The organism is Stenotrophomonas sp. YJH_SMC_73 (genome assembly GCF_059370155.1).
The window spans coordinates 356,284-381,166 of the sequence record NZ_JCAFTJ010000001.1 but is presented as its reverse complement, the minus strand read 5'-3'; the positions used below and the strand labels follow the sequence as shown (position 1 = coordinate 381,166).

Genomic DNA, 24,883 nt, shown 5'->3' with positions numbered 1-24,883 from the left:
GTGGCTTAGAAACGCACCGACCAGCGCAGGTTGGCACCGTGGTCGCGGCTTTCGTCGCCGAACTGGCCGCTGTAGCCCAGTTCCAGCTGCTGCTTGGCGGTCAGCCAGGCCGAGAGGCCCAGTTCGGCCACCACCGCGCTGTCGGCGATGGGTGCACCGTTGACCACGAAGCTGTCACCGCCGGTGGCAAAGCCCAGGCGGGCCGACGGGTTGCGGTCGCCGCTGGCGTGGCGGTACGCCACCGCGCCGCGCACGTGCAACCAGCTGTCCTGCTGGAACGAGGCCTTCAGGCCCTTGTCGAAGCGCACGCCGGCCGTGGCCAGGGTGGTGCGCACGTCGTCCACCGAACCCTGCAGGGCCGCAGCACCGCCACGCTCGTTCACGTGCTTGGTGTCCACTTCCACGCGGGCCACCTGCACGTACGGCTCCAGGCCAGCCTCGCGGCCACCGAAGCGGTAGGCCGCTTCGATGAAGGCCTGGCGGGTACGCGCGTCGTAGCGGGCGCTCAGGGTGTCGCTGTAACCGGCGAACGCCAGCTCACGGGTACTGTCCACATCGTGTTCGCTCCATGCCAGGCCGCCACGCAGGCCGAAACCGCCCCAGTTGTGGCTGGCGTAGGCGCCGAAGTGGGTGTTGTCCACCTTCGACCTCGCACGGCGGCCTTCGCCCTGCTTCACGTCGGTGCGGCCGGTACCGGCCAGCACGCCCACCTGCCAGCCGCCGAACTCGCGGTCGGCACCGACCAGCAGGCCGTTGCTGTTGGCTTCGGTGCGGGCGGTGTTGGTGTTGCCGTCCAGCGTGGTGCTGCCGGCCAGGGCCTGCACCCACACACCGCTGGCGTCGCCGCCTTCGGCACCCGGTGCAGCGGCACCGGCACGGCGGGCCAGCGCGGCATCACGCACGTAGCGGCTGCCTTCCAGCAGGGCCGCGCTGGTGGCGGCATGCAGTTCGCCGCTGAGGCTGTCCAGTGCGCTGCCCACCTGTTCCGGGAACAGCATGGTCAGCGGACGCGGCAGGCCCTGGTTGACCGCCAGACCGTCGACGACGGTGGCCACGGCCAACTGGTTGGCGGTGGTGGCCGCGGTAGCCAGCGCGTTGCCGCGGGTCACTTCAATGCGCGCGCCGGCGGCGGAGTAGGCCAGGCCGAACTGCAGGAAGGGCGAGAAGGCGCTGAAATCCGTGCTGGCGAACCGACCGTTCACGCCGCCGTCGGCCTGGATGAAGTTGAACTGCTCGCCCAGGTAGTAGGTGCCCGGTTCCGGCAGCGCCACCAGGGTGCCGCCCAGGGTGGCGGTGCCGGTCACGTGCAGCTGGTCGCTGCGGCTGCCCGGGGCCACCTCGGCCTGGTACACGCCAGTGGCGGTCTGCACATAGTCACCGTTGATGGTGAGCGTGCCGATGGAGTTGCCCGGAGCGATGATGCCGGCCACGGTGGTGTTTCCCAGCTGGCCCACGCCCTTCAGCGTGCCCTTTTCACCCACGAAGGTGCTGCCGCCGGTCTGCACGCCGTTGAAGGACACCACGCCGCCGGTGACGGTCAGGTCCGAGCCGTCCAGCACACCGGTGGCGGTGATGCGGCTGCTGCCGCCCAGGCTGTTCAGCGCTGTGTTCTGCAGGGTGCCGTTCAGCAGGAAGGTTCCGCCGGTCACGTCCACGGCGCTGGTCAGCGTGTTCACGCCGTCCAGTTCCAGCACGCCTTCGCGCACCACCGCGCCGTTGAAGCTGTTGTCGCCGCTCAGGCGCAGCCAGCCGATGCCGCTCTTGGTCAGTTTGCCCGGGCCGCCGATGTCATTGGTCCAGTCGTCCCATGCATCACCTTCCCACACCTTCAGGCCGCCGGCCTTCTGGTTCATCACCACATCGGTGTCCACGCGCAGCGAGCCGTAGCCTTCGACGGCCGCAGCCAGGTTCATCAGGCCCCAGCCGTAGACATCGTCCACGCCTGCAGCACCCAGGTCGGTGGCGGTGGTCAGCAGCACGTCGCGCACCTGCGCGCTGTCCAGGTACGGGAAGCGCTCGAACAGCAGGCCCAGCGCGCCGGTGACGTGCGGGGCGGCCATGGACGTGCCGCTCAGTTCCTCGTAATCGGACGACGGGGTCTGGCTGATGATGTCCACCACCAGGTTGCCATTGTCATCGTAGAAATCACCTTCGATCACCGAATCGGGACCGTACACGGTCGAGTTGATGTTCGAGCCGGGCGCGGCGAGGCACCAGTTCGCCGCCAGGCCACAGCGCATAGAGCGGTTGCTCAGCTCCAGGTCCTGATTGACGTTGACCACGGCCAGCCAGTACGGCTCGACGTCGGCGACGGCGCGCGGCAGCGAGGCATACATGCCGGCAATCGGCGCTTCTTCCGGCGAAGTGTTGGGCGAATCGGTGTTGCCAGCGGCCCATACCTGGATCAGGCCGCTGCTGCGCGAACCTTCGGCCATCGCAGCCAGACTGGCGGCGAACACCGGGTGCGACTGGTACATGTCCAGGTCTTCCGCTGTGGTCGGCTCGTTGGCCAGGCCCCAGCTGTGGTTGATGGCGCGCACACCCTGCTCGTTCATCTGCGCATACAGCTGCGGGTAGATCGAATCGTCGGCCTGGATGGCGGCGATGGTCTGTTCGTCCAGATACAGGGAACCGCCGATATTCACCACCGACAGGTAGGTGGCGCTGTTGGAGAACAGGCGGGCCACGCTCAGGTCGGCGCCGAAGGCAACACCGTGGGTGCCGTGGCCATCACGGTTGGCGGCGATGGTGCCCGACACGTGGGTACCGTGCACGTTGTAGCTCAGGCCTTCGTAGAAGCCATTGCGCTCCAGCAGATCGGCATAGTCCGGGTCGAGCAGCTGGTAGGACACGGCCACCTGGTCACCGTCGCTGGCGAAGCAGGCGTCCGGGCCACTCAGCACTTCGCGCGCGCACAGGCTGCCATCGGCCAGCACGTCGGCCAGATGGATGCTGCGGTGGTCCTTGCCGGCGAACTCGTCGTGGTCCAGGCCGGTGCCGCTGTCGAACACGCCCAGGCGGATGCCGGTGCCGGTCAGTCCGCGTGCGTAGGCCACATCGGCGTTGATCGCCTGCAGGCCCCAGTCGCTGTTGAATTCGGTGGTGCGCCAGCTGGCGGCATCACCCGGCTTGCCCATGATGGGTTCCGGATCGACTTCCACATCGGCGGCGGCGACGGCCAGCGACGGCGAAGCGGTGAGGACCGGTGCGGCAAACGCGGCCTGCAGGCTGCGCTGGAACTGGTAACGCGACAAGGCGTCTGCGTTGCTGTCCTGGGCCAGCGCCGGCAGAGCGGCGGCCATCAGCAGCGAGCCAACAATGGCCGAGGCCAGGGGTGAGGGGAGGATCGAGCGGCGGGAAGCGGTGGAGCGATACGACGGGAAGACAATCATCTGCAGTTACGTCCTTGATTCCTTGAAATATTTCAGGTGCAGCTCCGTCATGGAGCAATGGAAAGCACACCTCACGGCGGGTCAGCGCTCGCTGTCCCACCGGTTGGTAGCGGCAGGTGTCACAAAAAATTAATGCTTCGTTCAGAATTTTTGTATAGGAAAATCCCCACCCCTGCCCCTGCCCAAGGTCACTTGGCAAGTGGTATCGACGACGGATAGCGTCGGCGGATTCACGCGTGGGTTGGGGATCTCTGCATGGCATCGATGGTGTTGCGCGCCGCTCTTGGGCTGGCGCTGGTTTCGTTGAGCACGGCACCGGCGGTGGGCGCCTCGCGCTTCGTCGCCGATCCCTACCCCAGCACCTACCGGGCGCATCCCGATGCGCCGGTGCTGATCCAGAACGCCACCGTGCTGACCGGCACCGGCCAGCGCCTGGACAACGCCGACGTGCTGCTGCGCGAGGGCCGCATCGTCGCCGTGGGCCGCCAGCTGCAGGCCGATGCCGGGGTCACCCGCATCGATGCGCGGGGCAAGTGGGTCACCCCGGGCCTGATCGACGTGCACTCGCACCTGGGCGTGTACCCCAGCCCGGGCGTCGGCGCGCACAGCGACGGCAACGAGATGACCGCACCGGTCACCGCCAATGTCTGGGCCGAGCACTCGGTGTGGCCGCAGGACCCGGGCTTCGCTACAGCCCTGGCCGGAGGCGTGACCAGCATGCAGGTGCTGCCTGGCTCGGCCAACCTGGTCGGTGGCCGTGGCGTGACCCTGAAGAACGTGCCGGCCATCACCTACCAGGCCATGAAATTCCCGGGTGCTCCGTGGGGGCTGAAAATGGCCTGCGGCGAGAACCCGAAACGGGTTTACGGCGAAGGCAAGGGCGTCGCCCCAGCCACGCGGATGGGCAACGTTGCCGGCTACCGCGCCGCCTTCATCGATGCTGCCGACTACATCGCCAAGAACAAACCCAAGCCGGCCAAGCGCAAGGGCTGGTTCGGCAGCGACAAGGGCGACAGCGCCGGTGATGCCGGCGGCAAGCGCGATCTCAAGCTGGACACGCTGGCCGGCGCGATCGAAGGCGATATCCGCGTGCACATCCACTGCTACCGCGCCGACGAGATGGCCACCATGCTCGACCTGGCCAAGGAATTCGGCTTCAAGGTGGCGGCCTTCCACCACGGCGTAGAGGCCTACAAGCTGGCCGACCGGCTGGCCGCCGACGGCGTCTGCGGTGCGCTGTGGGCCGACTGGTGGGGCTTCAAGATGGAAGCCTTCGATGGCATTCCGGAGAACATCGCACTGGTCGACCGGCCGAAGAACAGCTGCGCCATCGTCCATTCCGATTCGCCCGAAGGCATCCAGCGCCTGAACCAGGAAGCGGCCAAGGTGATCGCCGCCGCGCGCCGCGCGCACATGCCGGAGATCACGCCCGAACATGCCATCACCTGGATGACGGCCAATGCCGCCAGAGCGCTGGGCATTGAAGGCCAGACCGGCACCCTGGAGGCCGGCAAGATGGCCGACGTAGTGGTGTGGAACGGCAACCCCTTCGGTTCCTACGCGCTGGCCGAACAGGTCTTCATCGACGGCCGCCGCCTGTACGACCGCAGTGCGCCGGCAGCGACGCCGCGTTCCGATTTCCAGCTCGGCCAGGAGGTGCACTGATGGGCGCGTTGAACAAGCGTCGCCGGGCATGGCTCGGCGCTACGGTCATGGTGCTGGCCTGCCTCTCCGCAGCCGCGCAGGCGCAGGACCTGCTGGTCCGCAACGCCACCGTACATACGGCCAGCGCGCGCGGCAGCCTGCAGCACGCCGATGTACTGGTGCAGGGCGGCATCATCCGCGCAGTCGGCAACGGGCTGTCCGCACCGGCCGGGGCCAACGTCGTCGAGGCCGATGGCCGCCCGCTGACACCCGCGCTGTTCGGGGGCATCACCGAGATCGGCATCGAAGAAGTCTCCGGTGAAGCGAGCACGGTCGACAGCACGCTGAAGATCGGCGAACAACCGTTGCGCCCCGAATTCGATGTCACCCTGGCCTACAACCCGGCCTCGGTGCTGATCCCGGTGGCGCGCCTGGACGGCATCGGCTTCACCGCCCTGGGGGCCGCCACCGGTGGCGGCTTCGTCGCTGGCCAGGGCGGTGTGATGCGGCTGGACGGCAGCGCCGATCCCCTCGGGCCGCGCGCGCTGTTCCTGCGCCTGGGGTCGGCCGCAGTGGAACTGACCGGGCATTCGCGTGCGGCGCAATGGATGCTGCTGCAGCAGATGGTGGACGAGGCGCGTGGCCAGGTCGCCGCGGACTCACCGCATGCGCTGCTGACCCCGGCCGGGCGCCGCACGCTGGGCCGCTACCTGGCCGGCCAGGGCCGCATCGTGGTGGAGGTGGACCGTGCGGCGGACATCCGCCAGCTGCTGCGCTGGGCCGCCCGCGAGAAGGTGAAGATCGCCATTGCCGGTGGCAGCGAAGCCTGGCAGCTGGCACCGGAGCTGGCCGCCGCGCAGGTGCCGGTGTTCGTCGACGTGCTGTCCAACCTGCCGGCCAGCTTCGACCAGATCGGTGCAACCCTGGAAAATGCGGCACGCCTGCAACGGGCCGGCGTGGCGGTCTCGTTCGTGCAGCGTGGCGACGCCTCGCACAACGCCCGCAAGATGCGCCAGCTGGCCGGCAATGCCGTGGCCAATGGACTGCCCTGGGCCGACGGCCTGGCCGGCCTGACCCGGGTGCCGGCGCAGGCGTTCGGTGTGGCCGACCAGATCGGCAGCATCGAGCCGGGCAAGCGTGCCGACCTGGTGCTGTGGGAGGGCGACCCGCTGGACGTGGCGCACTATGCCGAACAGGTCTGGCTGGGCGGCCGGGCGATGCCGATGCGCTCGCGCCAGACCGAGCTGCGCGATCGCTACCTGCTGCGCAACGCGCAGCCCTGACCGCATTGAAGGACACCACCATGACCACCCTGCGCTGGTATTTCGACTTCGTTTCGCCGTACTCCTACCTGCATTGGCAGAAGCTGAAGCAGCTGCCCGAGTTCCCGCGGATCCAGCCGGTGCCGATCGCCTTTGGTGCCGTGCTGCATCACCTGGGCAACCTCGGGCCGGCCGAGATTCCGGCCAAGCGCCGCTTCATCTACCGCCAGCTGCTGTGGACCGCGCAGGCCGAAGGCACACCGCTGCGGTTCCCGCCGGGCCACCCGTTCAATCCGCTGTCTGCCCTGCGCCTGTGCCTGGCCGCGGGTGGCAGCGCACAGGCGGTGGACGTGCTGTTCGACTGGATCTGGCGCGACGGCAATGCCGCCGACAGCGCCGAGGCCCTGCGCGAACCAGCCGCGCGGCTGGGGATCGAGGATGTCGCCAGCGCCATCGCGACTCCCGCGGTCAAGGAGCAGCTGCGGAGGAACACCGAGGCCGCCATTGCAACCGGCGTGTTCGGCGTGCCGACCCTGGCCATCGATGGCGAACTGTTCTGGGGCAACGACGCCCACCCACTGATGGCGGCGGTGCTGGCCGACCCGGATCTGCTGCGGCAGCCCGAATGGCAGCGCCTGGCCGAGCTTCCGGTGGCCGTGCAGCGCAGTCGCTGAACAGGGCGTGCCGCGTTTCCCTCGCGCGCCACGCCAGAATTTGAGATAGATTTCACATTTCCGAACCTACAACCGCCCTGGAGGGGGAGCCGCGGATGCGCATCGGAATCGTCGTCGACTCGGCCTGCGACCTGCCGCAGGACTTCATTGCCGAGCACAACATCGTGCTGCTGCCGATCACCGTACGGATCGGCGAAGCCGTGCTGGCCGATCATCGCGATGAGCAGGCCACCCTGAGCTTCCTGCACGCGCATGTGGCCGAACATGGCGCTGAAGCGGAAACCATCCCCTTCAGCGTCAACCAGATCCGCGACCTGTTCCTGCAGCAGCTGGTGATCGATTACGACCACGTGTTCTGCATGACCATCACCAAGACCCGCAGCCCGATCCACGACAACGCGCTGCAGGCCAGCTTCGCCATCCTCAACGATTACAAGCCGGTGCGGCAGGCAGCGGGCTACAACTCGCCGTTCGCGCTGCGCGTACTTGATACCCAGAACCTGTTCGCCGCGCAGGCCGTGACCGCGGTGGAGGCTGTCCGCCTGCGTGACAGTGGCGCCAGCGTGCAGCAGATCCGCGAACGGCTGGAAGAACTGGCCGGCAACGTGCACGGCTACATGATCACCCGCGACCTGTACTACATGCGCGCACGCGCGCGGCACAAGGGCGACCGCAGTGTCGGCCTGCTCAGCGCGGCACTGGGCAGTGCACTGGACATCAAGCCGGTGCTGCACGGCTACCGTGGCGAGACCGGGCCGGTGGCCAAGATCAAGGGCTTCGACAGCGCCGTGCAGAAGCTGTTCGCGGTGGTCGGCCAGCGCGTGCGTGCCGGGCTGATGACGCCGACGGTGTGCGTCAGCTACGGCGGCGAACTGGACGAGCTGCGCAGCCTGCCCGGCTATGCACAGATGAAAGAGGTCTGCGCCGGCCATGGCGTGACCGTGTACGAATCGGTGATGAGCCTGACCGGCATGGTCAACGTCGGCAAGGGCGCGGTCACCGTGGGATTTGCCGATGGGCCGCATCGGTTCGAATGAGCGCTGGCCACGGCAGGAATCTGCACATCGATTCCACCCCGACTGTGCCAGCCTTGCCGCACTTCAAGGAGAACTCCATGCCTGCGCAGTACCACATCAGCCTGCCCGATCCGTCCAAGGCCCGCGGCAACGACCCTGACCTGTCCTTCCATTCCCAGGGCGCCGCCGGTTTCGCCGAAGAGCTGCAGGATGCCCTGCGCAGCGGCACGCTGTTCGAACGCTGGAAGGCCAAGCAGCCCGACCCGGATGCGGTGGAACCGCAGTGGGGCGTGACCGACCCGGAGGCCACCGTGACCGGCGAGCAGAAGGACCTGCGCATCAACCTGGTCGCCACCACCCGCATCGACAGTGACGTGTTCAAGCAGCGCCTGCGCCTGCTGGCCGGCAGCCACTGGGAACTGCGCGACGTGCGTTGAGGCACCCGCCCGCCGGGCATGGCCCGGCGCTACCGTGCCCGTGTCGTGATCGACCCGGTGCCGATGACCATGCTCTGGTAGACGCCAACCTTGGTTGGCGCTTGCACAAACGGCTGCCAACCAAGGTTGGCCACTACTGACGCGCCGCCGGACATGGCCCGGCGCTTCCGAGGGCTGCTCCGGTAGATGCCAACCCTGGTTGGCGCTTTCCAACCCGCCGCGCATGTGGCTGGCACACTGTGGGAATGAGAAACAGAGATGCCATCACCCGGCCGGGTACGCGCGGCGAGAAGAAGCTGCGCGATGCCCCACGCCGACTACGCGACCTGCAGCATTGGGCTGACTGCTTCAGTGGTGCGTTTCCCTCGCCAGAGGAGTTGGGCAGTCAAGCTCGCTACTGGAACTACAAGGTTCCGACCCGAGCCGGTCTGATCAAAGGCCCGGCCACCACCCTGAGAATCCAGCGTGCCTGCGCCCAATCGCTCATCAGCGCCTGCGCAAATCTGATCCAGTCGCGGCCCGCTTCACAAGCTACTGTGCGGGTAACCTGCTGCATCGCCCAGCCAGGGATGTTCTCCAGCGAGATTTGCCTTTACCTGGACGAAGCGTACTTCCAGGGCCACGTCGCCTCGACAGCGGATGGCCAGGTCACCGCCATCACCTCGCGCAGTCTTTCCGCCGAATGGCAGCTCGTCCTACCCCAAGGCGTTGAGGAGCGAGGTGTGCAGGTCAGCATTCCTCCCACCGACCACGATGACGGTCTGGAACAGGAATACTGGTTTTACGGCGAGGTAGCGGACGGGCGTTGATGCGTCCACCGGGTCCACAGCACGTGGCCCGGCGCACGACGGGCTCTGGTAGACGCCACCCTTGGTTGGCGCTCCAAAAAAGCTGCCAACCAAGGTTGGCAACTACCGACGAACCCCCGGGCATGGCCCGGCGTTTCCCTATCGCTACCAGCCACCGCCCAGCGCGCGGTACAGCTCTACACGCGCGATCGCGGCGGCGGCCTGGCTGTTGGCCAGCGCGGCCTGGTTGTCCAGCGCGATGCGCTGGGTGGTCAGCACGTCCAGCATGTCGACCACGCCGGCCTGGTACTGCCGGCGCGCCGCCCCCAGTGCCGTCTCGCTCTCATCCACCGCCACGTGCAGCTGCACCGTGCGCTGCTGCGCGGCACTGTAGCCATCCATGGCGTCGTCCACCTCATGCCAGGCCTGCAACACGGTACGGCGGAACTGCAGGGCCGACTGTTGCTGCTGCAGCCTGCTCAGCGCGAGGTTCGCCTTCAGCCGCCCGCCCTGGAAGATCGGCAGGCTGATCGACGGCCCGATGCTGAAACGGTGCGCGTTCCAGCCATCCAGGTCATCCAGCTGCTTGGCCTGGAAGCCTGCGTCACCATTCAAGGTGATGCGCGGCAGGAAACTGGCCTTGGCCACGCCGATGCCGGCCGTTGCCGCATGCAGTGCCGCCTCGGCACGACGGATGTCCGGGCGACGCACGGCCAGTTCACTCGGCAGACCCACCGCCACCGCTGGCAACGCCGGCCAGTCACGGCGTGCATCCTGCAGCTGCGCGTCCAGCGCCTGCGGCGGCTGTGCCAGCAGGAACGCCAGCGCATTGCGCAGCTGCGATTCGCGATGCCGCAGCGGCGCGATGCGCGCCTGCAGCGAAGCCACCTGCGCGGCCGCGCTGGACACCTGCAGCGTGCTGGCCACGCCCTGCTTCTGGCGCGCCTCGGTCAGCCGTTTGATGTCATGCGCGATGCTGAGGTTGTCCTCGGTGATCGCCAGCAGCTGCCGCGTCGCACGCAGCTGCAGGTAATCACGCGCGGTTTCCGCCAGCAGCGCGATGCGCACGGCGTGTGCATCCTCCTCGGCCATCTGCACGCGTGCGTCGGCCGCTTCCACCTGGCGCCGAACGCGGCCCCACAGGTCCAGTTCCCAGCCCAGGCCGATACCGGCCTGGAACAGCCCGTAGTCATCACGGCCGCCGTTGCCGGACGGATCATTCAGGCCCACCTCGCTGTTGCGTGCACGCACGCCACTGGCGCTCGCGCTGACGCTGGGCAGGTGATCGGCGGCGGTGATGCCGCGCGCGGTGCGGCTCTGCTGCACGCGGTTGGCGGCCAGCTGCAGGTCCAGGTTGGCCGCCAGCACCTGATGGGCCAGCTGCCCCAGCAGCGGATCGTCGAAGCCGGCCCACCAGGCGGCGTCCTGATCGATGGCGTTGCCGGCGACAGCCCCACCCTGCCAGTGGCCGGGCAGTTCCGCCTGCGGGCGTACGAAGTCCGGGCCCATCGCGCAGGCAGCCAGGGCCGTGCACAGGCTGGCCGCAACGAAGGTGCGGAAAACGGTAATGGCGCTCATGCGCCCTCCCCGCGCTTGTGGCCCGGTCCGTGCTGCATGCTCTGCGCACGCGCGCGGCTGCCCAGGTCAACGCTGGCTTCCACCGACATGCCGGCACGCAGCTGGTCCAGCAGCGGCTGGCCCGGCTCCAGCACGATCTTCACCGGAATGCGCTGCACCACCTTGGTGAAGTTGCCGGTGGCGTTCTCTGGTGCGACTGCAGCAAAGGTGATGCCGGTGGCTGGTGCAATGCTGTCGATGTGCCCGCGCAGCGGCGTGCCCGGGAATACGTCCACCTTCAGTTCGACCTGCTGGCCGGCCTGCATGCGGGTCATCTGCGTTTCCTGGAAGTTGGCGACCACGAAGGCGCGCTTCAGCGGGACCACCGCAGCCACCGGCGTACCCGGGGTCAGGTAGGCACCGACGCGCACTGCGCGGCGACCGACCATGCCATCGATCGGCGCGCGCAGCACGGTGTGCGACAGATCCAGTTCGGCGCGTGCCTGTGCCGCTTCTGCACGCTGCACCGCCGCCTGTGCAGCCTGCACGCCCGCGCTGAGGATGTCGGTGCGCTGGCGTGCGGTCGACAGTGCGGCCTGGCCCTGCTGCAGATGCGCACTGGCCACGGCCTGCTTCGACTGCGCCTGCTGCGCGTTCTGCACGGTACCGGCGCCATCACGGGCCAGTTCGCGGTAACGCTGCTGGTCGGCACTGGCCAGGGTCAGTTCGGAACGGCTGACATCGACGCTGGCCCTGGCCTGCGCGATCAGCGAGTCCTGCTGGGCCAGTGCGGCCTGCGCATTGGCCAGCTGCGCACGGGCATTGGCAAGGTCGGCACGCGCAGCCTGCAGTGCCACCTGGTAGTCGCGGTCGTCGATGCGGGCAAGCACGTCACCGGCCTTCACCGACTGGTTGTCCTCTACCTCCACGGCACTGACGAAGCCGGCAATCTTCGGCGCTACCAGGGTGTAGTCGGCCACCACGTACGCATTGTTGGTGGTCTGGTGACCGCCATCGCGCAGCAGCAGCCACGCGCCGATGGCCAGGGCCAGCACGCCCAGGCCCAGGCCGGTGTTGAGAGGGGTTCGATTGATCGTCATGAGGGGTTCCTGCGAAAGGTTCAGGCCACGGCGCGTGGCGGATGGATGCGGGTGGGCATCCAGGCAATGAGGGGAATGAAGGCCAGCGCCACCAGTGCGACCACCCAGTACAGGTCGGCCGAAGTCAGCGCCTGTACCTGTGCATGCAGGCGCGCGCCCAGCTGCGGGCCATCGGCCAGCCACGGTTGCTCGCCAAGGCGGTCGACCAGCACGGTGGAATGGAAATGACGGCGGCCCTGGGCGATGGCATCCAGTACGCCACCGGCGAGCACCGCAGCGAAGCCCTTGATCGTGTTGAACCAGGCCGAGGCAAACGGGCCATCCTGTGGCGCCAGGCCGCCGGTGGCCAGCATCAGCAGCGGCAGCACCGCCATCGGCTGGGCAAACACCTGCAGCAGCTGCACCCACAGGAAGTTGTCGCGGATCCAGGCCACGTCCAGGTGCGAGCCCAGCCAGCAGGCCAGTGCCAGCATCGCCAGGCCGGTGGCCTGCACCCAGCGGCAGTCCACCGCGCGGATGTTCAACAGGGCCGCCACCAGCGGCAGCGCGATCACCTGTGGCAGTGCCACCCACAGCAGCATCGGTGCGGTCTGCAGCGGCCGGTAGCCCTGCACGCTGGCCAGGAAGCCGGACGGGATCGAGATCACCGCCAGCAGCACGAACAGCACGCCACCCAGCGTGACCAGCGAGTAGCTGAGATTGCGATTGGCCAACAACTGCAGCTTGAAGAACGGCAGCGGGTGGAACCATTCGTTGATCATGAACAGCACCATCAGGCCGGCACCGCCACCGATCATCAGCGTGATCATCGGCGAATCTAACCAGTTCAGCCGCGGGCCCTGCACCAGGCCCAGCACCAGCAGCACCAGCGCCGGCAGGCCGAGCAGCAGCCCAACGCCATCGAACTGGGCGAAGCGTTCCAGCCGCAGCGGGTCCTGTGGCAGGCCCCAGCCGACCATCGCCATGGCGGCCAGGCAGTACGGCACGATCTGCCAGAACGCCCAGTGCCAGCCCACCTGCTCGACCCAGAACGCGGCCAGCGGCGTGCCCATGCTCGGGCCGAACGTCGCCGTCAACGCGTAGCCGGCCAGGCCGTACAGCTTGATGCCAGGCGGCAGGAAGCGCAGCGCCACGCTCATCAGCAACGGCGGCAGTGCACCGCCGCACAGGCCCTGCAATGCACGCAGCAGCAGGAACACCTGCAGGTTCGGGGCGAGCGGGCACAGCACGCCCAGCACCATGAAGCCACCGATCATCGCCAATGCGAAGCGGCGCAGCGAGAAGGTGGCGGCACACCACGGCGCGAAGGCCATCGCGCTGACCGACATCGCGCTGTAGAGGGCGACGATCCAGCTGCCGTCGTCGACGCTGAAACCCATCGCGCCACGGATGTCGGCCAGGGCGACCTTGGTGATGTTCTCGTTGAAGCCGGACACCAGCACCGCCAGCAGCACGCCACACAGGCCGACCAGAATGCGGCGATCGAGCCCGGGGGCGGCGGCAGGACGGGGCGCTGCGGCGGCCGGGACAGCGGCGGCCGGCGCACTCATCGCCAGGCGCCGATCCGTGCAGTGCACGGCATGTTGAGGGTCATTGGAATGCGCTCAGTGAAACTCCGGGGAGCGCAGTCTAGGGAGCCGGTACCCTGTGAAAAATGGCGTCGCCGGCATCCCAGGCGTGCGTCCAGCGCACGCCTGCGGGTCTCAGCGGTGGGCGTCCTCGACGCGCTCGCACATGGTCTTGATCGAACGGCGAAGCCACTGGTGCGCGGCATCGTTGTCCAGCCGCGGATGCCAGGCCTGCACGATGGCCGCGGTACGCACCGGGATCGGCAGCGGGAACAGGCGCAGCGGCAGGCGCATGCTGACGATCCGCTCCAGCATCACGCTTGGCATCTGCGGCAGGATCAGGTCTGATTCGGCCGCCGCGAAGATCGCACCGTGGAAGGTCGGGCTGATCAGCGCCACGCGGCGCTGCAGGCCGAGCGTGGCCAGGTCATCATCGATCGGCCCACGTGGCAGGCCACGGCGCGACACCGCGATGTGGTCACACGCGGCAAAGCGCTCTGCACTGATCTCCTCGTCGAACAGTGGATGGTCCTCGCGCGCGGCGCCCATGAACGAGGTACTGAACAGGTTCTGCACCTTGGTATCGGGCGCATGCTTGCCGGCGGTGCTGATGTACAGGTCGATCCGGCCCTGCGCCATCGCATCATCGTCGGTATCGCCCTCGGGCACGAAGCGCAGCACCGCGCGCGGTGCCTGCTGGCGGAAGATCTCGCGCAGGCGACCGCCAAATCCACCGATGAAGACATCATTGGCGCGCACGCTGAAGGTTCGCTCGAGCACGCGCATGTCCACTTCACGACCAGCGTTGAAGACGCGGTGGGCCTGCTCGATCACATCGCGGACCTGCTCGCGCAGCTGCAGCGCGCGGGGCGTGGGCGCCAGACCGCGGCCGGCACGCACCAGCACCGGGTCACCCAGCGCAGTGCGGATCCGGCCCAGGGTGCGGCTCATCGCCGGCGCGCTCAGGTTCATCCGGCGCGCGGCGGCGGCCACGCTGCATTCGTCAATCAGCACGTCCAGTGCCAGCAACAGGTTCAGGTCCGGCAGGGGCATGACAGTCTCCAGTAAATCAGATGACTCTACGGCACTTGCAACCACCGTGGATTGCGTTCGACGCATTCATTGACTGCCGCGCACGGCATGGGTGCGCGCGGTGACATCGGCGACCATCCCCGTCCTGCCAAGGAGACATCCATGTTCACTACCCTGCTGGTCGCCCTGGATGGAGGCCCCCAGCACGCACGCGTGCTGGACCTGGCCGCCGCCATCGCCGGCCCCCACAGCCGCCTGCACCTGCTGTGCGTGCTCGACCCCGAATTCGCGCTGGCGGCCGATGCCAGCGAAGCCGATCGCACCGAGTATCCGGAAGCCGCCCGCCAGCGCTCCCGCGCCGAGGCAGTATTGGCCGAAGCCCTGGCCGAACTGCGCGAGCGCGGCGTCGATGCCATCGCGCAGATCCCCTCCGGCGATCCCGGCGAAGTCATCAGCGAGCAGGCCCGGCGCCTGGAGTGCGACCTGATCGTCATCGGCCATCGCCACCTGTCCCGGCTGGAACGCCTGTTCGAACCCTCGATCGGGCAATGGACCATCGACCACGCGCCCTGTCCGGTGCTGGTGGAAACCCGCGACCCACAGCCCTAGCTGCCATGGCCTCCCGTTCCCCGTTGTTTCCCACCCGGGTCAACTACCGCGCCTTCGGTCGACAGTTCGGCCGGGGCGAACAGGCGCTGCTGGGCGCGATACGGCAGTTGCGCGACCCCGATCTGCAGGCCGATGGCCTTGCCCAGCTGAGCGGACTCGGGCTTGGCCAGGAGGGCTGCGACGCCTTCATCGGCCTGCTGCCGCTGCTGGCCACCCCCGCCGCTCCGATCGATCTGCTGCCGGCCGGCTCTCCCTTCATTGCCGCCAGTGAACTGGACCTGCTGGTCTGCCTGCTGCGCATCGCACAATGGCGGCATGCGCGGCCCCGCGAGGACGACACGCTGGCACCGTTGCGCCGGCAGCTGGCGCGCTGTGCAATGGCCGTGCAGGCGGCACGCCTGCCGTTGCGGCAGCGCTCATTGTCCCCGGTCGGGCTGAGGCTGCTCGAACCGACCGGCTGGTTGCGGCAGCGATAAGCCGTCGCGCCCCCCGTGTGATCGCATGCAGAGAGCTGCTCAGCAGTCCATCGTTCCGTGCGTGCTGCCCTCGTCATCCAGCACGTGCGCATGCAGGATCACCTGGTTGCGGCCAGCCCGCTTGGCGGCATACAGGCCGGCATCGGCGTCTGCCAGCAACTGATCGGCACTGGCCAGAGCCGGCGGATGCAGGTAACCCACGCCGATGCTGATACTGACCGATCCTTCCGGCAACGGCAGCGCTTCCACCGCCTGGCGCAGGCGCTCGGCCAGCGCCAGAACGCCCGACAGCGCGCTTCCGGGCACGATCACCGCAAATTCCTCGCCGCCATAACGTGCGACGCTGTCACCGGCGCGACCGGCGCTCGCCTTCAGTACCGCTGCCACGGCCTGCAGGCAGCGGTCGCCGGCGGGATGGCCGTGGCGGTCGTTGAAGGCCTTGAAATGATCGATATCCAACAGCAGCAGGCCCAGCTCGGTCCCACTGCGCCGTGCGCGATTCCACTCGGCCAGCAGCAGCGCGTCGAACTCGCGCCGGTTGGCCACGCCTGTCAGGCCATCCTGGCGCGCCAGCTGGTCCAGCGAGGCCTGCCGTTCCATCAGGTCCACCTGCAGCAGGATGCTGCGCAGGCCGAACCCCAGCGTCGCCACCACGAAACCGCTCACGGCCAGGGGCCGGGCATGGTCGACCACCAGGGTGCCCACCACCAGCAGCAGCAGCGGCAGGATCATCGGGCCCGCCGCCTGCACCGTGCGCGCCATCCGCGGATGCGGCGTCAGGACCCGCGCCGGTGCCTGGCTGAGTGCGAGCAGCGCCAGCAGCAGGAACGGCAGGTCGATCAGCAGATCGGCATAGGCACCGAACGCATCACCGGAGGTGTAGTGGTTGATGTAATACGCCACCAACAGGTAGGTCGCCGCATACATCGCCAGCGCGCGGAAAAAGGTACGCCGCTCGGGAACGTCGCCGGCCAGCCAGCGCACCACCGCGAACACGGCGATGCACAGGTTCTGGATATCGAACATGCGTTGCATGTTGGACAACGCGTGGTCGTCGATGTCAACGCGGGCGGCGAACGACTGCGCGTGCACGAAGAACAGCACGCCCAGCAGCGCCGCCATGGCCGCATCGATCAGGCTGATGCTGACCCGTTCCCGGCGCGCCCTGGCCAGGATGAACACCAGGGGCACACCGTAGAGCACGTAAAGGAACAGGCTTGCGCGCGGGGTGAAATCGGCACGCCCGGCGCCCAGGGCGTCGATCATGTTGAACGCCATGCCGCCGGCCCACAGCAGCAGCGCCAATGCCGTGGCGCGCCACCCCAGTGCCGCGCGGTCGCGGCGGGCCCGCCACAGGCAGGCGGCCGCCGCCAGCAACGGGGCACCGGTCAGGAAAACGAAGGAGCCTACCCCGGCCGGACCAGGCCACAAGGCCAGCACCAGGCCATGGCACAGCACATACAGCAGCGCCAGCACTACCGGCATGCATCCCCCGATCCGCAAGGCCGTCTACGCGCACGATAGCGCGGGGCGACGCCACGAGGGTGTGATCCATCGCTGAAAAAGGGGACGGAGGGGATTAAGTCGTTTGCGGCACAGCGGCAAATGCGACTTAATCCCCTCCGTCCCCTTTTTTTCCGGGGGCTCAGCCCTGCAGGGCGCGGGCGTGGTGGGCGATGTGCTCGCCGATGTAGCTGCCAATGAAGTAGTAGCTGTGGTCGTAGCCGGGCTGCAGGCGCAGGGTCAGCGGATGGTCGGCAGCGGCGCAGGCCTCCTGCAGGCGCTGCGGCTGCAGCTGGGTCTGCAGGAACTCGTCCGCCTCGCCCTGGTCGACCAGCAACGGCAGGCGCTCGCTGGCCGCGGCAATCAACGCGCAGGCGTCCCATTGCGCCCAGTCGGCCGGGTTGTCGCCAAGGTAGGCGTGGAAGGCCTTCTGCCCCCACGGAACATGGCTGGGCGCGACGATCGGCGAGAACGCCGACACGCTGCGGTAGCGCCCCGGATTGCGCAGCGCGATCACCAGCGCACCGTGGCCGCCCATCGAGTGCCCGCTGATGGCGCGTGCGCCGGTCGCCGGGAACTCCGCTTCGATCAGCGCCGGCAACTCGTGCACTGCATAGTCATGCATGCGGAAGTGCTTCGCCCAGGGCGCACGGGTGGCGTTGAGGTAGAACCCTGCGCCCTTGCCCAGGTCGTAGCCTTCGGCATCGGCCACGTCATCACCGCGCGGGCTGGTATCAGGCGCGACAATGATCACGCCGTGTTCGGCCGCATAGCGCTGCGCGCCCGCCTTGGTGATGAAATTCTGCTCGGTGCAGGTCAGCCCGCTCAGCCAGTACAGCACCGGCAGCGTCTGCGTTTCCGCCTGCGGCGGCAGGTACACGGCGAACTGCATGTCGCAGCCCAGCGTGGTCGAATGATGGCGGTAGACATCCTGCCAACCGCCAAAACAGGCGCGGTGTTCAATGCGTTTCATGGTGCTCTCCTGCGCGGCGCGTCAGCGCACGCGTGCTTCTGGTAGATGCCGACCTTGGTCGGCTTATCCACGCCCGGCGTGGACGCCTTGGTTGATCAGTTCATCCAGCTGTGCCAGCAGGCGCAGCAACGATTCGACGCCAGGCTGGCCGTCCAGGTTGCGATACGCCGCGACCGCCACGTCGCTGCGCGGTGGCCACAGGCCGTCGGCGCGGGCTTCGTGCAGGCGCGGCAGGAATACCTGTGCCAGCCAGTGCTCGAACGGCATTTCATCAATGCCGAAGGGCGAGTCCACCACGCGCGGTGGACCCACGTCGCCCTCGACCCAGCCCAGCGCGCGCAGCGCCTGCTCGATCGGGTCGACCAGGGCCGCGCGTGGATCCTCCGCACGCGGCCTGCGCAGGGCGTCGAACCAGCCCACGCCGCGGCTCAGTAGTGGACCACCGAACGGATCGACTTGCCTTCATGCATCAGGTCGAAGGCGTCGTTGATCTTGTCCAGGTCCATGGTGTGGGTGACGAACGGGGCCAGTTCGATATCGCCCTTCATCGCATCCTCGACCATGCCCGGCAGCTGGCTGCGGCCCTTCACGCCACCGAAGGCGGTGCCCATCCACTTGCGGCCGGTCACCAGCTGGAACGGACGGGTGGAGATCTCCTGGCCCGAACCGGCCACGCCGATCACCACGCTCTGGCCCCAGCCACGGTGCGCGCATTCCAGCGCCGCGCGCATCACGTTGACGTTGCCGATGCACTCGAAGCTGTGGTCCACGCCCCAAGTCGTCATCTCGACGATGACCTGCTGGATCGGCTTATCGAAATCCTTCGGGTTGATGCAGTCGGTGGCGCCGAATTCGCGCGCCAGTTCGAACTTGGACGGATTGGTGTCCACCGCGATGATGCGGCCGGCCTTGGCCTGGCGCGCGCCCTGGATCACCGCCAGGCCGATGCCGCCGAGGCCGAACACCGCCACGCTGTCGCCTTCCTGCACCTTGGCGGTGTTGTGCACCGCGCCGATGCCGGTGGTGACGCCGCAGCCGAGCAGGCAGACGTGTTCCGGGTTGGCGTCCGGATTGATCTTCGCCAGCGACACTTCGGCCACCACGGTGTACTCGCTGAAGGTCGAGCAACCCATGTAGTGGTACAGCGGCTCACCGTTGTAGCTGAAGCGGCTGGTGCCATCGGGCATCACGCCCTTGCCCTGGGTCGCGCGCACGGCCACGCACAGGTTGGTCTTGCCGCTCTTGCAGAACAGGCACTCGCCGCACTCGGCGGTGTACAGCGGAATCACGTGGTCGCCCGGCTTGACGCTGGTCACGCCCTCGCCCACTTCAACCACGATGCCGGCGCCTTCATGGCCCAGCACCACCGGGAACAGGCCTTCCGGATCATCGCCGGACAGCGTGAATGCATCGGTGTGGCAGACACCGGTGTGGGTGATCTTCACCAGCACTTCGCCCTTCTTCGGCGGGGCGACGTCGATCTCGACGATCTGCAGCGGCTGGCCGGGACCAAAGGCGACGGCGGCACGGGACTTCATGGTGGACTCTCCAGAGACAGGCAATGACAGGATGGGCGGCGCCATGTTGCGCCGTCGTTTATTTCAGGTACGAACGGATCAACGCGCTCATGTCGCGCACGCGTTCGGCGCGTTGTTCGTCGGAGGCGGCGGGTTGCCCGAACTCCTCGCGCAGATGGGCCTCCATCACCTCGGACATCAGGCCGTTGACCGCGCCACGGATGGCGGCGATCTGCTGCAGCACCGGCCCGCAGTCGGCGCCAGCTTCCAGCGCGCGGTCCAGCGCATCGCACTGGCCACGGATGCGGCGCACGCGGGCCAGGACCTTCTTCTTCTCTTCGGGGGAGTGCGGCATGATCAGGCCACCTCGAAACTATACTGGGGGATAGTATACACGGGCAACCATCCCGCTCAATCGTGCCGTTTCAATCGAACAAGCCCTCACCCGCCAGCCGCGCCAGCTCATCCACCACATAGCGCACCTTCGGCCGCAGGTGCCGGGTCGGTGGCCACAGCGCATGGATGTCGATATGCCGTTGCATGTGCGCATCCAGCACCGAGTGCAGCGCGCCGGATTCCAGATGTCGGCGTACCAGTGAAATGGGCATCTGGCAGATGCCCAGTCCTGCGATGGCCGCATCGATCACTGCGTCACCATCGTTGAGCTGGTAGGCCGCGTTCGGGATGAACGTTCCCTCGGCGTCATCACTGCCAATCCGCCACGCCACCGGTTGCCCATGGCGGAAGCCGACGATGCTGCGATGCTGCGCCAGTTCCTCCACGGTCGCTGGCACGCCATGCGCCTGCAGGTACTCCGGCGATGCGCAGGTGACCAGGCGCTGGCGACCCAGCCGGCGCGCGACCAGGTGCTCGGCCTGGTGCAACCCGCCGAAGCGGATCAGCAGGTCGATGCCCTCTTCGACCGGATCGACGAAGTGATCGGTGAAGGTCATCGTCAGTTGCAGGTCCGGGTACTGCCGGCACAGGCGCAGCAGCACGGGCAGCACCACCAGCCGCCCGAACGAGGACGGCATGTCGATGCGCAGCCGTCCGCTGGGCAGGCCGGCCGACCCCAGGCAGGCTTCGGCGGCGGAGATTTCTTCCAGCGCCGCCGCGCACGATGCGTAGTACGCCTCGCCATCGGTGGTCAGCGCGATGCGCCGCGTGGTGCGGTGGAACAGGCGCACGCCCAGCCGCGCTTCCAGCCGGGCGATGGCCTTGCCCACTGCCGAGCGCGAGATGCCCAGCGCGTCGGCAGCCTCGGTGAAGCTGCCTGAGCGGGCCGTGGTAACGAAGGTCACCAGGCCATTCAACGATTCCAGCGGCAGCATCTATCACGCTCCATTGGGGACAAATAGTCCCGCGCCCAGGGAGATCGAAGCGCTTTATGCGTCCGCATGTCAACTCCATCCTGTGTGCATCGCGCCGCTGGCGCCTTCCCCCACACCGAGATGACCGACATGATCGCCGCCCTGTTCCGCCCCTTCGATCTGGCAGGCACCGCCCTGCGCAACCGCATCGCGATGGCCCCGATGACCCGCGCCCGCAACCCCGGTGCGGTCGCCAACGAACTCACCGCGCAGTACTACCGGCAGCGCGCCAGCGCCGGCCTGATCATCAGTGAAGGCACCCCGGTCTCGCCGCAGGGGCAGGGCTACATCGACGTCCCGGGTATCTGGTCGGCCGAGCAGGTGGCCGGGTGGAAGCTCGTCACCGAGGCGGTGCATGCCGCACAGGGCACGATCTTCGCCCAGCTCTGGCACGTCGGCCGCATGTCGCATTCCTCGCTGCAGCCCGACGGTGGGCAGCCGGTCAGCGCCGGTACCCGCCCGGTGGCCAGCGCACCGAAGAACACCTCGTTCGTGTACCTGGAGGATGGCAGCCGCGGCCACGCCGATCCCACCCCGGCACGTGCACTGGAGACCGCAGAGATCCCCGGCATCGTCGACGACTTCGTGCGCGGCGCAGAGAACGCCATCGCCGCCGGCTTCGACGGCATCGAACTGCATGCCGCCAACGGCTACCTGTTCGAACAGTTCCTCAACCCGGTCATCAACCAGCGCGAAGATCACTACGGCGGCTCGCTGCCCAACCGCGCGCGCTTGATCCTGGACACCGTCGATGCGATGGCCCAGCGCATCGGTGCGCAGCGCATCGGCGTGCGCCTGGCACCGAACAATCTCACCTTCGACATGCCGTTCTACCCCGACAACGAAGCTACCTATCTGTACCTGGCCGAGGAACTGGGCAAGCGCGGCCTGGCCTATGTGCATCTCAACGACAACCAGCAGGCGGGCCAGTCGGTGCTGGGCGAGGCCTTCCTGCAGCAGTTCAAGCAGGCCTACGGTGGCACCGTGATCCTGGCCGGCGGCATGACCCGCGAACGCGCCCTGCAGCTGGTCGAGGCCGGCACCATCGACCTTGCCGCGTTCGGCCAGCCGTTCATCGCCAACCCGGATCTGGTCGAACGCCTGCAGCGCAACATCGCGTTGGCCACGCCCGACCGCAGCACCTATTACGGGGGCGGCGAGGCGGGCTATCTCGATTACCCGGCCGCAGGCTGATCCCGCACGGGGCCCGCACGGGGTCGGATCCCCTTCCAACGGAAAGGGCTCTGACCCCTGTTCGGCGAACAAGGAGTCAGAGCCACGCTGCGCCCGGATCCGACCCCAGCCCTCAGGCGTCCTCGCGCACGTAGGCGAACGACTCGTCCAACCGCTCGAAGCCGATCACTTCAGCGACGATGGCCTGTGCCTCGTCTTCGCTGAAGTTCCCTTCTTCAATATCGTCAACGCGGGCGAACAGCCGCTGCAATGCCGCGTACTGGTCGCCGCGCAGGAAGGAATGGTGAGTCTGCAGCCAGCGCTGCAGATTCCCGGCCAGCTCGCCGTGCGACAGCAGCGTGTACGGCCGCTGGTAGTCGGCAACCGCTTCGACCATCTTGCGGAACACGAAATCCTGGTAGCTGGCGGCCAGCACGTCGGCACGGTCGTCGTCATGCCACACCATCACCACCGGCGGTTCGCTGAAACCGGGCGCGTTGCTCCAGAAACAGTAACTGTCACCCGCGCCGGTCCGCGCAAAGGGCAGCAACTGCAGGTCAGTGCGCAGGGGATTGTAATGATCCTCCGCGGTCAGCTCCTGCCACGCCTCGAGCAGTTCATCGTGTTCCAACGGCTCATAGTCCTGGGCGTACAGCAGCACCGGCGGTTCTGCCTGCAGCGCCGGGAATACCACCTCGGACCATTCCGGATGGGGAGCACCCCAGCTCAACCGACCCGCTGCATGCAACTGCTTGAACAGGGGCGGGAAGGTCTGGCCGGTGGCCTGTTCGATGCTGGATAGCGCGCTCATGGATGTCCTTGTCGATCGAGACCGCCCAGCTTGCCCGAATCCGCGCAGGAGATGAACCGGCAGCACCACGCGGCAGGACTAGACTGCGACCACCGGATGCCGCCCATCGCTACCATGAACGCCACTGCCCACAGCTTCATCGTCAACATGGACGTGCCCGACCTGGCCGCCGCCGAAGACTTCTACATCCGGGCCTTCGGCCTGCGCATCGGCCGCCGTCTCGGCCCGGGCGCCGTGGAGCTGCTCGGTGGGCCAACGCCGCTCTACCTGCTGCACAACGACGCCGGCAGCGCCGCCACGGAAGACGGCGACGTGCGCGACTACGAGCGTCATTGGACGCCGCTGCACCTGGACTGGGTGGTGGATGACATTGAAGCCGCGCTGGCACGTGCAGTTGCGGCCGGGGCGACACTCGAGCAGTCCGTGCGCGAGCGTCGCTGGGGACGCATCGCCGTACTGGCCGATCCGTTCGGGCATGGCTTCTGCCTGATCCAGTTCAGTGGCGAAGGCTACGATGCGCTGGTTGAATGACCGGCGCGCCGTTCACCACGGCAACGGCACTGCTTCGCCGTTGGCGCGCTCGCCGTAGTACAGCGAAGGCAGCAGCCGCGACAGGAAACTGAACTCCGTATAGCAGTGCCTGAGCAGGCCCAGGCCGACCGCGTCGCCGGCATCGCGACGCGGATCGGCGCTGTCCAGGCCGAGCACGAAGCGGCTGCGCAGCACGCAGCCAAACGGCGTATCGCGCGCCACGTGCAGCATCTGCCCATCGCAGGGATCGCCCTGTACATCCAGACGCACGTGATCACCGAAGCCGATGCGCGCGGCGATCACTGCCGATACATGGCCTGCATCCTGTGCCGCCTGCAGGCGTTCGGGCACCAGCAAGGTGCGCGGGTCATGGAACTTCAGGCGCGCCGACACCGGCGGAATGTCAGCGAGCGATTCCACCGCATGGATGCTGGCGCCGTGGTAGCTGCGCCCGCGCTGCCAGGCCGCGTCCCAGCCGCGATGCTCGACATGATCGACCGGATGCCACCAGCGGATGTGCTGGGTGGTCTCGAAGAAGGTGAACCACCAGTCCAGCATGCGGCCCTTGCAGCCGTGCAGATCGGTGCGCACCGCCACCAGCAGCGTGCCGTCTTCGCGGCGCTGGATGCCGGTTTCCAGATGCATCGGCGCCGGGTCCAGCAGATCGTGGTGGTCCAGCCAGGGGCGAGCGTTCACAGCGGTATCCATGGGAGTCTCCTACGGGTTGGGAGACCCGACAATAAGGAAACGCTTTCCGTTTCGCAATTAATCGGGTGCGGTAAGATGGGCGCAATGAACAGCACCACCCTGCCCGCGCCCACATCACCGACCCGCCGCCGTGGCCGCCCTGCGCGACCGGAAGCCGAAGTCCGCCACGCGGTGCTGCAGGCCACGCTGGAGCTGCTGCTGGCACAGGGTTACGAGGCCACCACCATTGAAGCGGTGGCGGCGCACGCCGGGGTGGCGAAGAAGACCGTCTACCGCCATGCCAGCAACCGCGAGGAGCTGGTCGGGTTGGCGGTGCGTGAGTGGACCGACGGCTTCGCGCCAAAGCTGCAGCGTGATGCGCGCAATGCCCAAGAGGTCGTGCCGTTGCTGCAGGACATCCTGCACGCGGTGTGCACGCAGGCGCTATCGGCGCAGGCGGTGCAGGTGTTCCGCCTGCTGGCCACCGATTTCCCCGGCAAGGACGCGCTGCTGCAGGCCTACCTCGACAACGGCATCGAACGCGGCCGTGCGCTGCTGGCCGACTGGCTGGCACGTCAGCAGCAGCGTGGACTGCTGCGCGAGGGAGATTCCGCATGCATGGCGCGGCTGATCCTGGCGATGGCCGTGGCCGAGCCGCTGCGCGAACGCGTGATCGGCGTGGTGGCCGAGGATGCGCCGGTGGAGATGCATCTGCGTGAGTGCGTGGCGTTGTTGGCGCCGGTGTTGCAAGGGCCGTAGCGTG

General features: G+C 67.7%; 24 protein-coding genes. 11 read left to right on the top strand and 13 right to left on the bottom strand.

The annotated features are described in order from the left end of the window. Positions 1–5 precede the first annotated feature (5 nt). Positions 6–3,392 carry an autotransporter domain-containing protein gene (locus tag AC5P8R_RS01750; RefSeq protein WP_095377940.1) on the bottom strand — a complete coding sequence of 1,129 codons (3,387 nt, stop codon included), beginning with the start codon at positions 3,390–3,392 and terminating at the stop codon, positions 6–8. 255 nt (positions 3,393–3,647) lie between these two features. On the opposite strand from AC5P8R_RS01750, the gene AC5P8R_RS01745 reads away from it, so the two are divergent. The 6 genes from AC5P8R_RS01745 (at position 3,648) to AC5P8R_RS01720 (ending at position 9,234) form a co-directional block, all read left to right on the top strand. Beyond that, a complete protein-coding gene (locus AC5P8R_RS01745; RefSeq protein ID WP_111205465.1) occupies positions 3,648–5,057 on the top strand; it encodes an amidohydrolase in 1,410 nt (469 codons plus the stop codon). Beyond that, positions 5,057–6,319 carry an amidohydrolase family protein gene (locus AC5P8R_RS01740; protein ID WP_014648375.1) on the top strand — a complete coding sequence of 421 codons (1,263 nt, stop codon included), beginning with the start codon at positions 5,057–5,059 and terminating at the stop codon, positions 6,317–6,319. Before AC5P8R_RS01745 ends, AC5P8R_RS01740 begins: the two co-directional genes overlap by 1 nt. Positions 6,320–6,339: 20 nt before the next feature. Then, entirely contained in the window at positions 6,340–6,972 is a 633-nt protein-coding gene (locus tag AC5P8R_RS01735) for a DsbA family protein (protein ID WP_164077735.1), read from the top strand. 95 nt (positions 6,973–7,067) lie between these two features. Beyond that, positions 7,068–8,009: a DegV family protein gene (locus tag AC5P8R_RS01730; protein ID WP_032956590.1), complete on the top strand. Its 942-nt coding sequence runs from the start codon at positions 7,068–7,070 to the stop codon at positions 8,007–8,009. A gap of 77 nt (positions 8,010–8,086) precedes the next feature. Continuing rightward, positions 8,087–8,425, top strand: a complete 339-nt coding sequence (locus tag AC5P8R_RS01725; protein ID WP_005410998.1) for a hypothetical protein — start codon at positions 8,087–8,089, stop codon at positions 8,423–8,425. Between the two features lie 245 nt (positions 8,426–8,670). Beyond that, positions 8,671–9,234, top strand: a complete 564-nt coding sequence (locus AC5P8R_RS01720; RefSeq protein ID WP_495222941.1) for a DUF3916 domain-containing protein — start codon at positions 8,671–8,673, stop codon at positions 9,232–9,234. 144 nt (positions 9,235–9,378) lie between these two features. On the opposite strand, the gene AC5P8R_RS01715 is transcribed toward AC5P8R_RS01720, so the two are convergent. The 4 genes from AC5P8R_RS01715 to AC5P8R_RS01700 all read right to left on the bottom strand — a co-directional run bounded on the left by AC5P8R_RS01715 (position 9,379) and on the right by AC5P8R_RS01700 (position 14,491). Further along, positions 9,379–10,791 (bottom strand): efflux transporter outer membrane subunit, encoded by a 1,413-nt coding sequence (locus tag AC5P8R_RS01715; RefSeq protein WP_495222940.1) that lies wholly within the window; start codon positions 10,789–10,791, stop codon positions 9,379–9,381. Continuing rightward, positions 10,788–11,870: an HlyD family secretion protein gene (locus AC5P8R_RS01710; protein WP_169412046.1), complete on the bottom strand. Its 1,083-nt coding sequence runs from the start codon at positions 11,868–11,870 to the stop codon at positions 10,788–10,790. The genes AC5P8R_RS01715 and AC5P8R_RS01710 overlap by 4 nt, the downstream gene beginning before the upstream one ends. 20 nt (positions 11,871–11,890) lie before the next feature. Continuing rightward, a complete protein-coding gene (locus AC5P8R_RS01705; RefSeq protein WP_495222939.1) occupies positions 11,891–13,420 on the bottom strand; it encodes an MFS transporter in 1,530 nt (509 codons plus the stop codon). A gap of 153 nt (positions 13,421–13,573) precedes the next feature. After that, a complete protein-coding gene (locus AC5P8R_RS01700; RefSeq protein WP_014648381.1) occupies positions 13,574–14,491 on the bottom strand; it encodes a LysR family transcriptional regulator in 918 nt (305 codons plus the stop codon). Positions 14,492–14,632: 141 nt separating this feature from the next. Here AC5P8R_RS01700 and AC5P8R_RS01695 point away from each other — a divergent pair, with 141 nt between their 5' ends. Both AC5P8R_RS01695 and AC5P8R_RS01690 read left to right on the top strand, forming a co-directional pair. After that, positions 14,633–15,079 (top strand): universal stress protein, encoded by a 447-nt coding sequence (locus AC5P8R_RS01695; RefSeq protein WP_046432504.1) that lies wholly within the window; start codon positions 14,633–14,635, stop codon positions 15,077–15,079. Positions 15,080–15,084: 5 nt separating this feature from the next. After that, positions 15,085–15,555 (top strand): hypothetical protein, encoded by a 471-nt coding sequence (locus AC5P8R_RS01690; RefSeq protein ID WP_262224743.1) that lies wholly within the window; start codon positions 15,085–15,087, stop codon positions 15,553–15,555. Between the two features lie 39 nt (positions 15,556–15,594). On the opposite strand, the gene AC5P8R_RS01685 is transcribed toward AC5P8R_RS01690, so the two are convergent. From AC5P8R_RS01685 to AC5P8R_RS01660, 6 genes are all read right to left on the bottom strand, one after another. Further along, on the bottom strand, positions 15,595–17,040 hold the full coding sequence (locus AC5P8R_RS01685; protein WP_049408786.1) for a GGDEF domain-containing protein: 1,446 nt from the start codon (positions 17,038–17,040) through the stop codon (positions 15,595–15,597). A gap of 160 nt (positions 17,041–17,200) precedes the next feature. Then, positions 17,201–18,031 carry an S-formylglutathione hydrolase gene (fghA, locus tag AC5P8R_RS01680; RefSeq protein WP_495222938.1) on the bottom strand — a complete coding sequence of 277 codons (831 nt, stop codon included), beginning with the start codon at positions 18,029–18,031 and terminating at the stop codon, positions 17,201–17,203. A 63-nt stretch (positions 18,032–18,094) separates the two neighbouring features. Then, positions 18,095–18,451 (bottom strand): YqcC family protein, encoded by a 357-nt coding sequence (locus AC5P8R_RS01675; RefSeq protein WP_053496250.1) that lies wholly within the window; start codon positions 18,449–18,451, stop codon positions 18,095–18,097. Positions 18,452–18,459: 8 nt separating this feature from the next. Continuing rightward, positions 18,460–19,569: an S-(hydroxymethyl)glutathione dehydrogenase/class III alcohol dehydrogenase gene (locus tag AC5P8R_RS01670; RefSeq protein ID WP_014648387.1), complete on the bottom strand. Its 1,110-nt coding sequence runs from the start codon at positions 19,567–19,569 to the stop codon at positions 18,460–18,462. Positions 19,570–19,627: 58 nt separating this feature from the next. Beyond that, positions 19,628–19,903, bottom strand: a complete 276-nt coding sequence (frmR, locus tag AC5P8R_RS01665) for a formaldehyde-responsive transcriptional repressor FrmR (RefSeq protein WP_005411009.1) — start codon at positions 19,901–19,903, stop codon at positions 19,628–19,630. A 70-nt stretch (positions 19,904–19,973) separates the two neighbouring features. Continuing rightward, complete coding sequence (locus tag AC5P8R_RS01660; protein ID WP_046432481.1) at positions 19,974–20,879, bottom strand: LysR family transcriptional regulator; 906 nt, start codon at positions 20,877–20,879, stop codon at positions 19,974–19,976. A gap of 129 nt (positions 20,880–21,008) precedes the next feature. Here AC5P8R_RS01660 and AC5P8R_RS01655 point away from each other — a divergent pair, with 129 nt between their 5' ends. After that, entirely contained in the window at positions 21,009–22,112 is a 1,104-nt protein-coding gene (locus AC5P8R_RS01655) for an alkene reductase (protein ID WP_169412053.1), read from the top strand. Between the two features lie 112 nt (positions 22,113–22,224). Here AC5P8R_RS01655 and AC5P8R_RS01650 read toward each other — a convergent pair whose 3' ends face one another. Next, positions 22,225–22,902, bottom strand: a complete 678-nt coding sequence (locus AC5P8R_RS01650) for an SMI1/KNR4 family protein (protein ID WP_049440660.1) — start codon at positions 22,900–22,902, stop codon at positions 22,225–22,227. 114 nt (positions 22,903–23,016) lie between these two features. Between AC5P8R_RS01650 and AC5P8R_RS01645 the strand changes: the two genes are divergently transcribed. Then, on the top strand, positions 23,017–23,433 hold the full coding sequence (locus AC5P8R_RS01645) for a VOC family protein (RefSeq protein WP_014648391.1): 417 nt from the start codon (positions 23,017–23,019) through the stop codon (positions 23,431–23,433). 12 nt (positions 23,434–23,445) lie between these two features. Here AC5P8R_RS01645 and AC5P8R_RS01640 read toward each other — a convergent pair whose 3' ends face one another. Continuing rightward, complete coding sequence (locus AC5P8R_RS01640) at positions 23,446–24,141, bottom strand: DAPG hydrolase family protein (RefSeq protein WP_046432484.1); 696 nt, start codon at positions 24,139–24,141, stop codon at positions 23,446–23,448. Between the two features lie 75 nt (positions 24,142–24,216). Here AC5P8R_RS01640 and AC5P8R_RS01635 point away from each other — a divergent pair, with 75 nt between their 5' ends. After that, the gene (locus AC5P8R_RS01635) at positions 24,217–24,879 is read left to right on the top strand and encodes a TetR/AcrR family transcriptional regulator (protein ID WP_046432486.1); all 663 of its coding nucleotides are present in this window, start codon (positions 24,217–24,219) and stop codon (positions 24,877–24,879) included. Positions 24,880–24,883 lie beyond the last annotated feature (4 nt).

Coding starts and splice junctions, on each gene's coding strand:
- AC5P8R_RS01750 (WP_095377940.1), bottom strand. CDS start 3,392: ATGATTGTCTTCCCGTCGTATCGCTCCACCGCTTCCCGCCGCTCGATC.
- AC5P8R_RS01745 (WP_111205465.1), top strand. CDS start 3,648: ATGGCATCGATGGTGTTGCGCGCCGCTCTTGGGCTGGCGCTGGTTTCG.
- AC5P8R_RS01740 (WP_014648375.1), top strand. CDS start 5,057: ATGGGCGCGTTGAACAAGCGTCGCCGGGCATGGCTCGGCGCTACGGTC.
- AC5P8R_RS01735 (WP_164077735.1), top strand. CDS start 6,340: ATGACCACCCTGCGCTGGTATTTCGACTTCGTTTCGCCGTACTCCTAC.
- AC5P8R_RS01730 (WP_032956590.1), top strand. CDS start 7,068: ATGCGCATCGGAATCGTCGTCGACTCGGCCTGCGACCTGCCGCAGGAC.
- AC5P8R_RS01725 (WP_005410998.1), top strand. CDS start 8,087: ATGCCTGCGCAGTACCACATCAGCCTGCCCGATCCGTCCAAGGCCCGC.
- AC5P8R_RS01720 (WP_495222941.1), top strand. CDS start 8,671: ATGAGAAACAGAGATGCCATCACCCGGCCGGGTACGCGCGGCGAGAAG.
- AC5P8R_RS01715 (WP_495222940.1), bottom strand. CDS start 10,791: ATGAGCGCCATTACCGTTTTCCGCACCTTCGTTGCGGCCAGCCTGTGC.
- AC5P8R_RS01710 (WP_169412046.1), bottom strand. CDS start 11,870: ATGACGATCAATCGAACCCCTCTCAACACCGGCCTGGGCCTGGGCGTG.
- AC5P8R_RS01705 (WP_495222939.1), bottom strand. CDS start 13,420: ATGAGTGCGCCGGCCGCCGCTGTCCCGGCCGCCGCAGCGCCCCGTCCT.
- AC5P8R_RS01700 (WP_014648381.1), bottom strand. CDS start 14,491: ATGCCCCTGCCGGACCTGAACCTGTTGCTGGCACTGGACGTGCTGATT.
- AC5P8R_RS01695 (WP_046432504.1), top strand. CDS start 14,633: ATGTTCACTACCCTGCTGGTCGCCCTGGATGGAGGCCCCCAGCACGCA.
- AC5P8R_RS01690 (WP_262224743.1), top strand. CDS start 15,085: ATGGCCTCCCGTTCCCCGTTGTTTCCCACCCGGGTCAACTACCGCGCC.
- AC5P8R_RS01685 (WP_049408786.1), bottom strand. CDS start 17,040: ATGCCGGTAGTGCTGGCGCTGCTGTATGTGCTGTGCCATGGCCTGGTG.
- fghA (WP_495222938.1), bottom strand. CDS start 18,031: ATGAAACGCATTGAACACCGCGCCTGTTTTGGCGGTTGGCAGGATGTC.
- AC5P8R_RS01670 (WP_014648387.1), bottom strand. CDS start 19,569: ATGAAGTCCCGTGCCGCCGTCGCCTTTGGTCCCGGCCAGCCGCTGCAG.
- frmR (WP_005411009.1), bottom strand. CDS start 19,903: ATGCCGCACTCCCCCGAAGAGAAGAAGAAGGTCCTGGCCCGCGTGCGC.
- AC5P8R_RS01660 (WP_046432481.1), bottom strand. CDS start 20,879: ATGCTGCCGCTGGAATCGTTGAATGGCCTGGTGACCTTCGTTACCACG.
- AC5P8R_RS01655 (WP_169412053.1), top strand. CDS start 21,009: ATGATCGCCGCCCTGTTCCGCCCCTTCGATCTGGCAGGCACCGCCCTG.
- AC5P8R_RS01650 (WP_049440660.1), bottom strand. CDS start 22,902: ATGAGCGCGCTATCCAGCATCGAACAGGCCACCGGCCAGACCTTCCCG.
- AC5P8R_RS01645 (WP_014648391.1), top strand. CDS start 23,017: ATGAACGCCACTGCCCACAGCTTCATCGTCAACATGGACGTGCCCGAC.
- AC5P8R_RS01640 (WP_046432484.1), bottom strand. CDS start 24,141: ATGGATACCGCTGTGAACGCTCGCCCCTGGCTGGACCACCACGATCTG.
- AC5P8R_RS01635 (WP_046432486.1), top strand. CDS start 24,217: ATGGGCGCAATGAACAGCACCACCCTGCCCGCGCCCACATCACCGACC.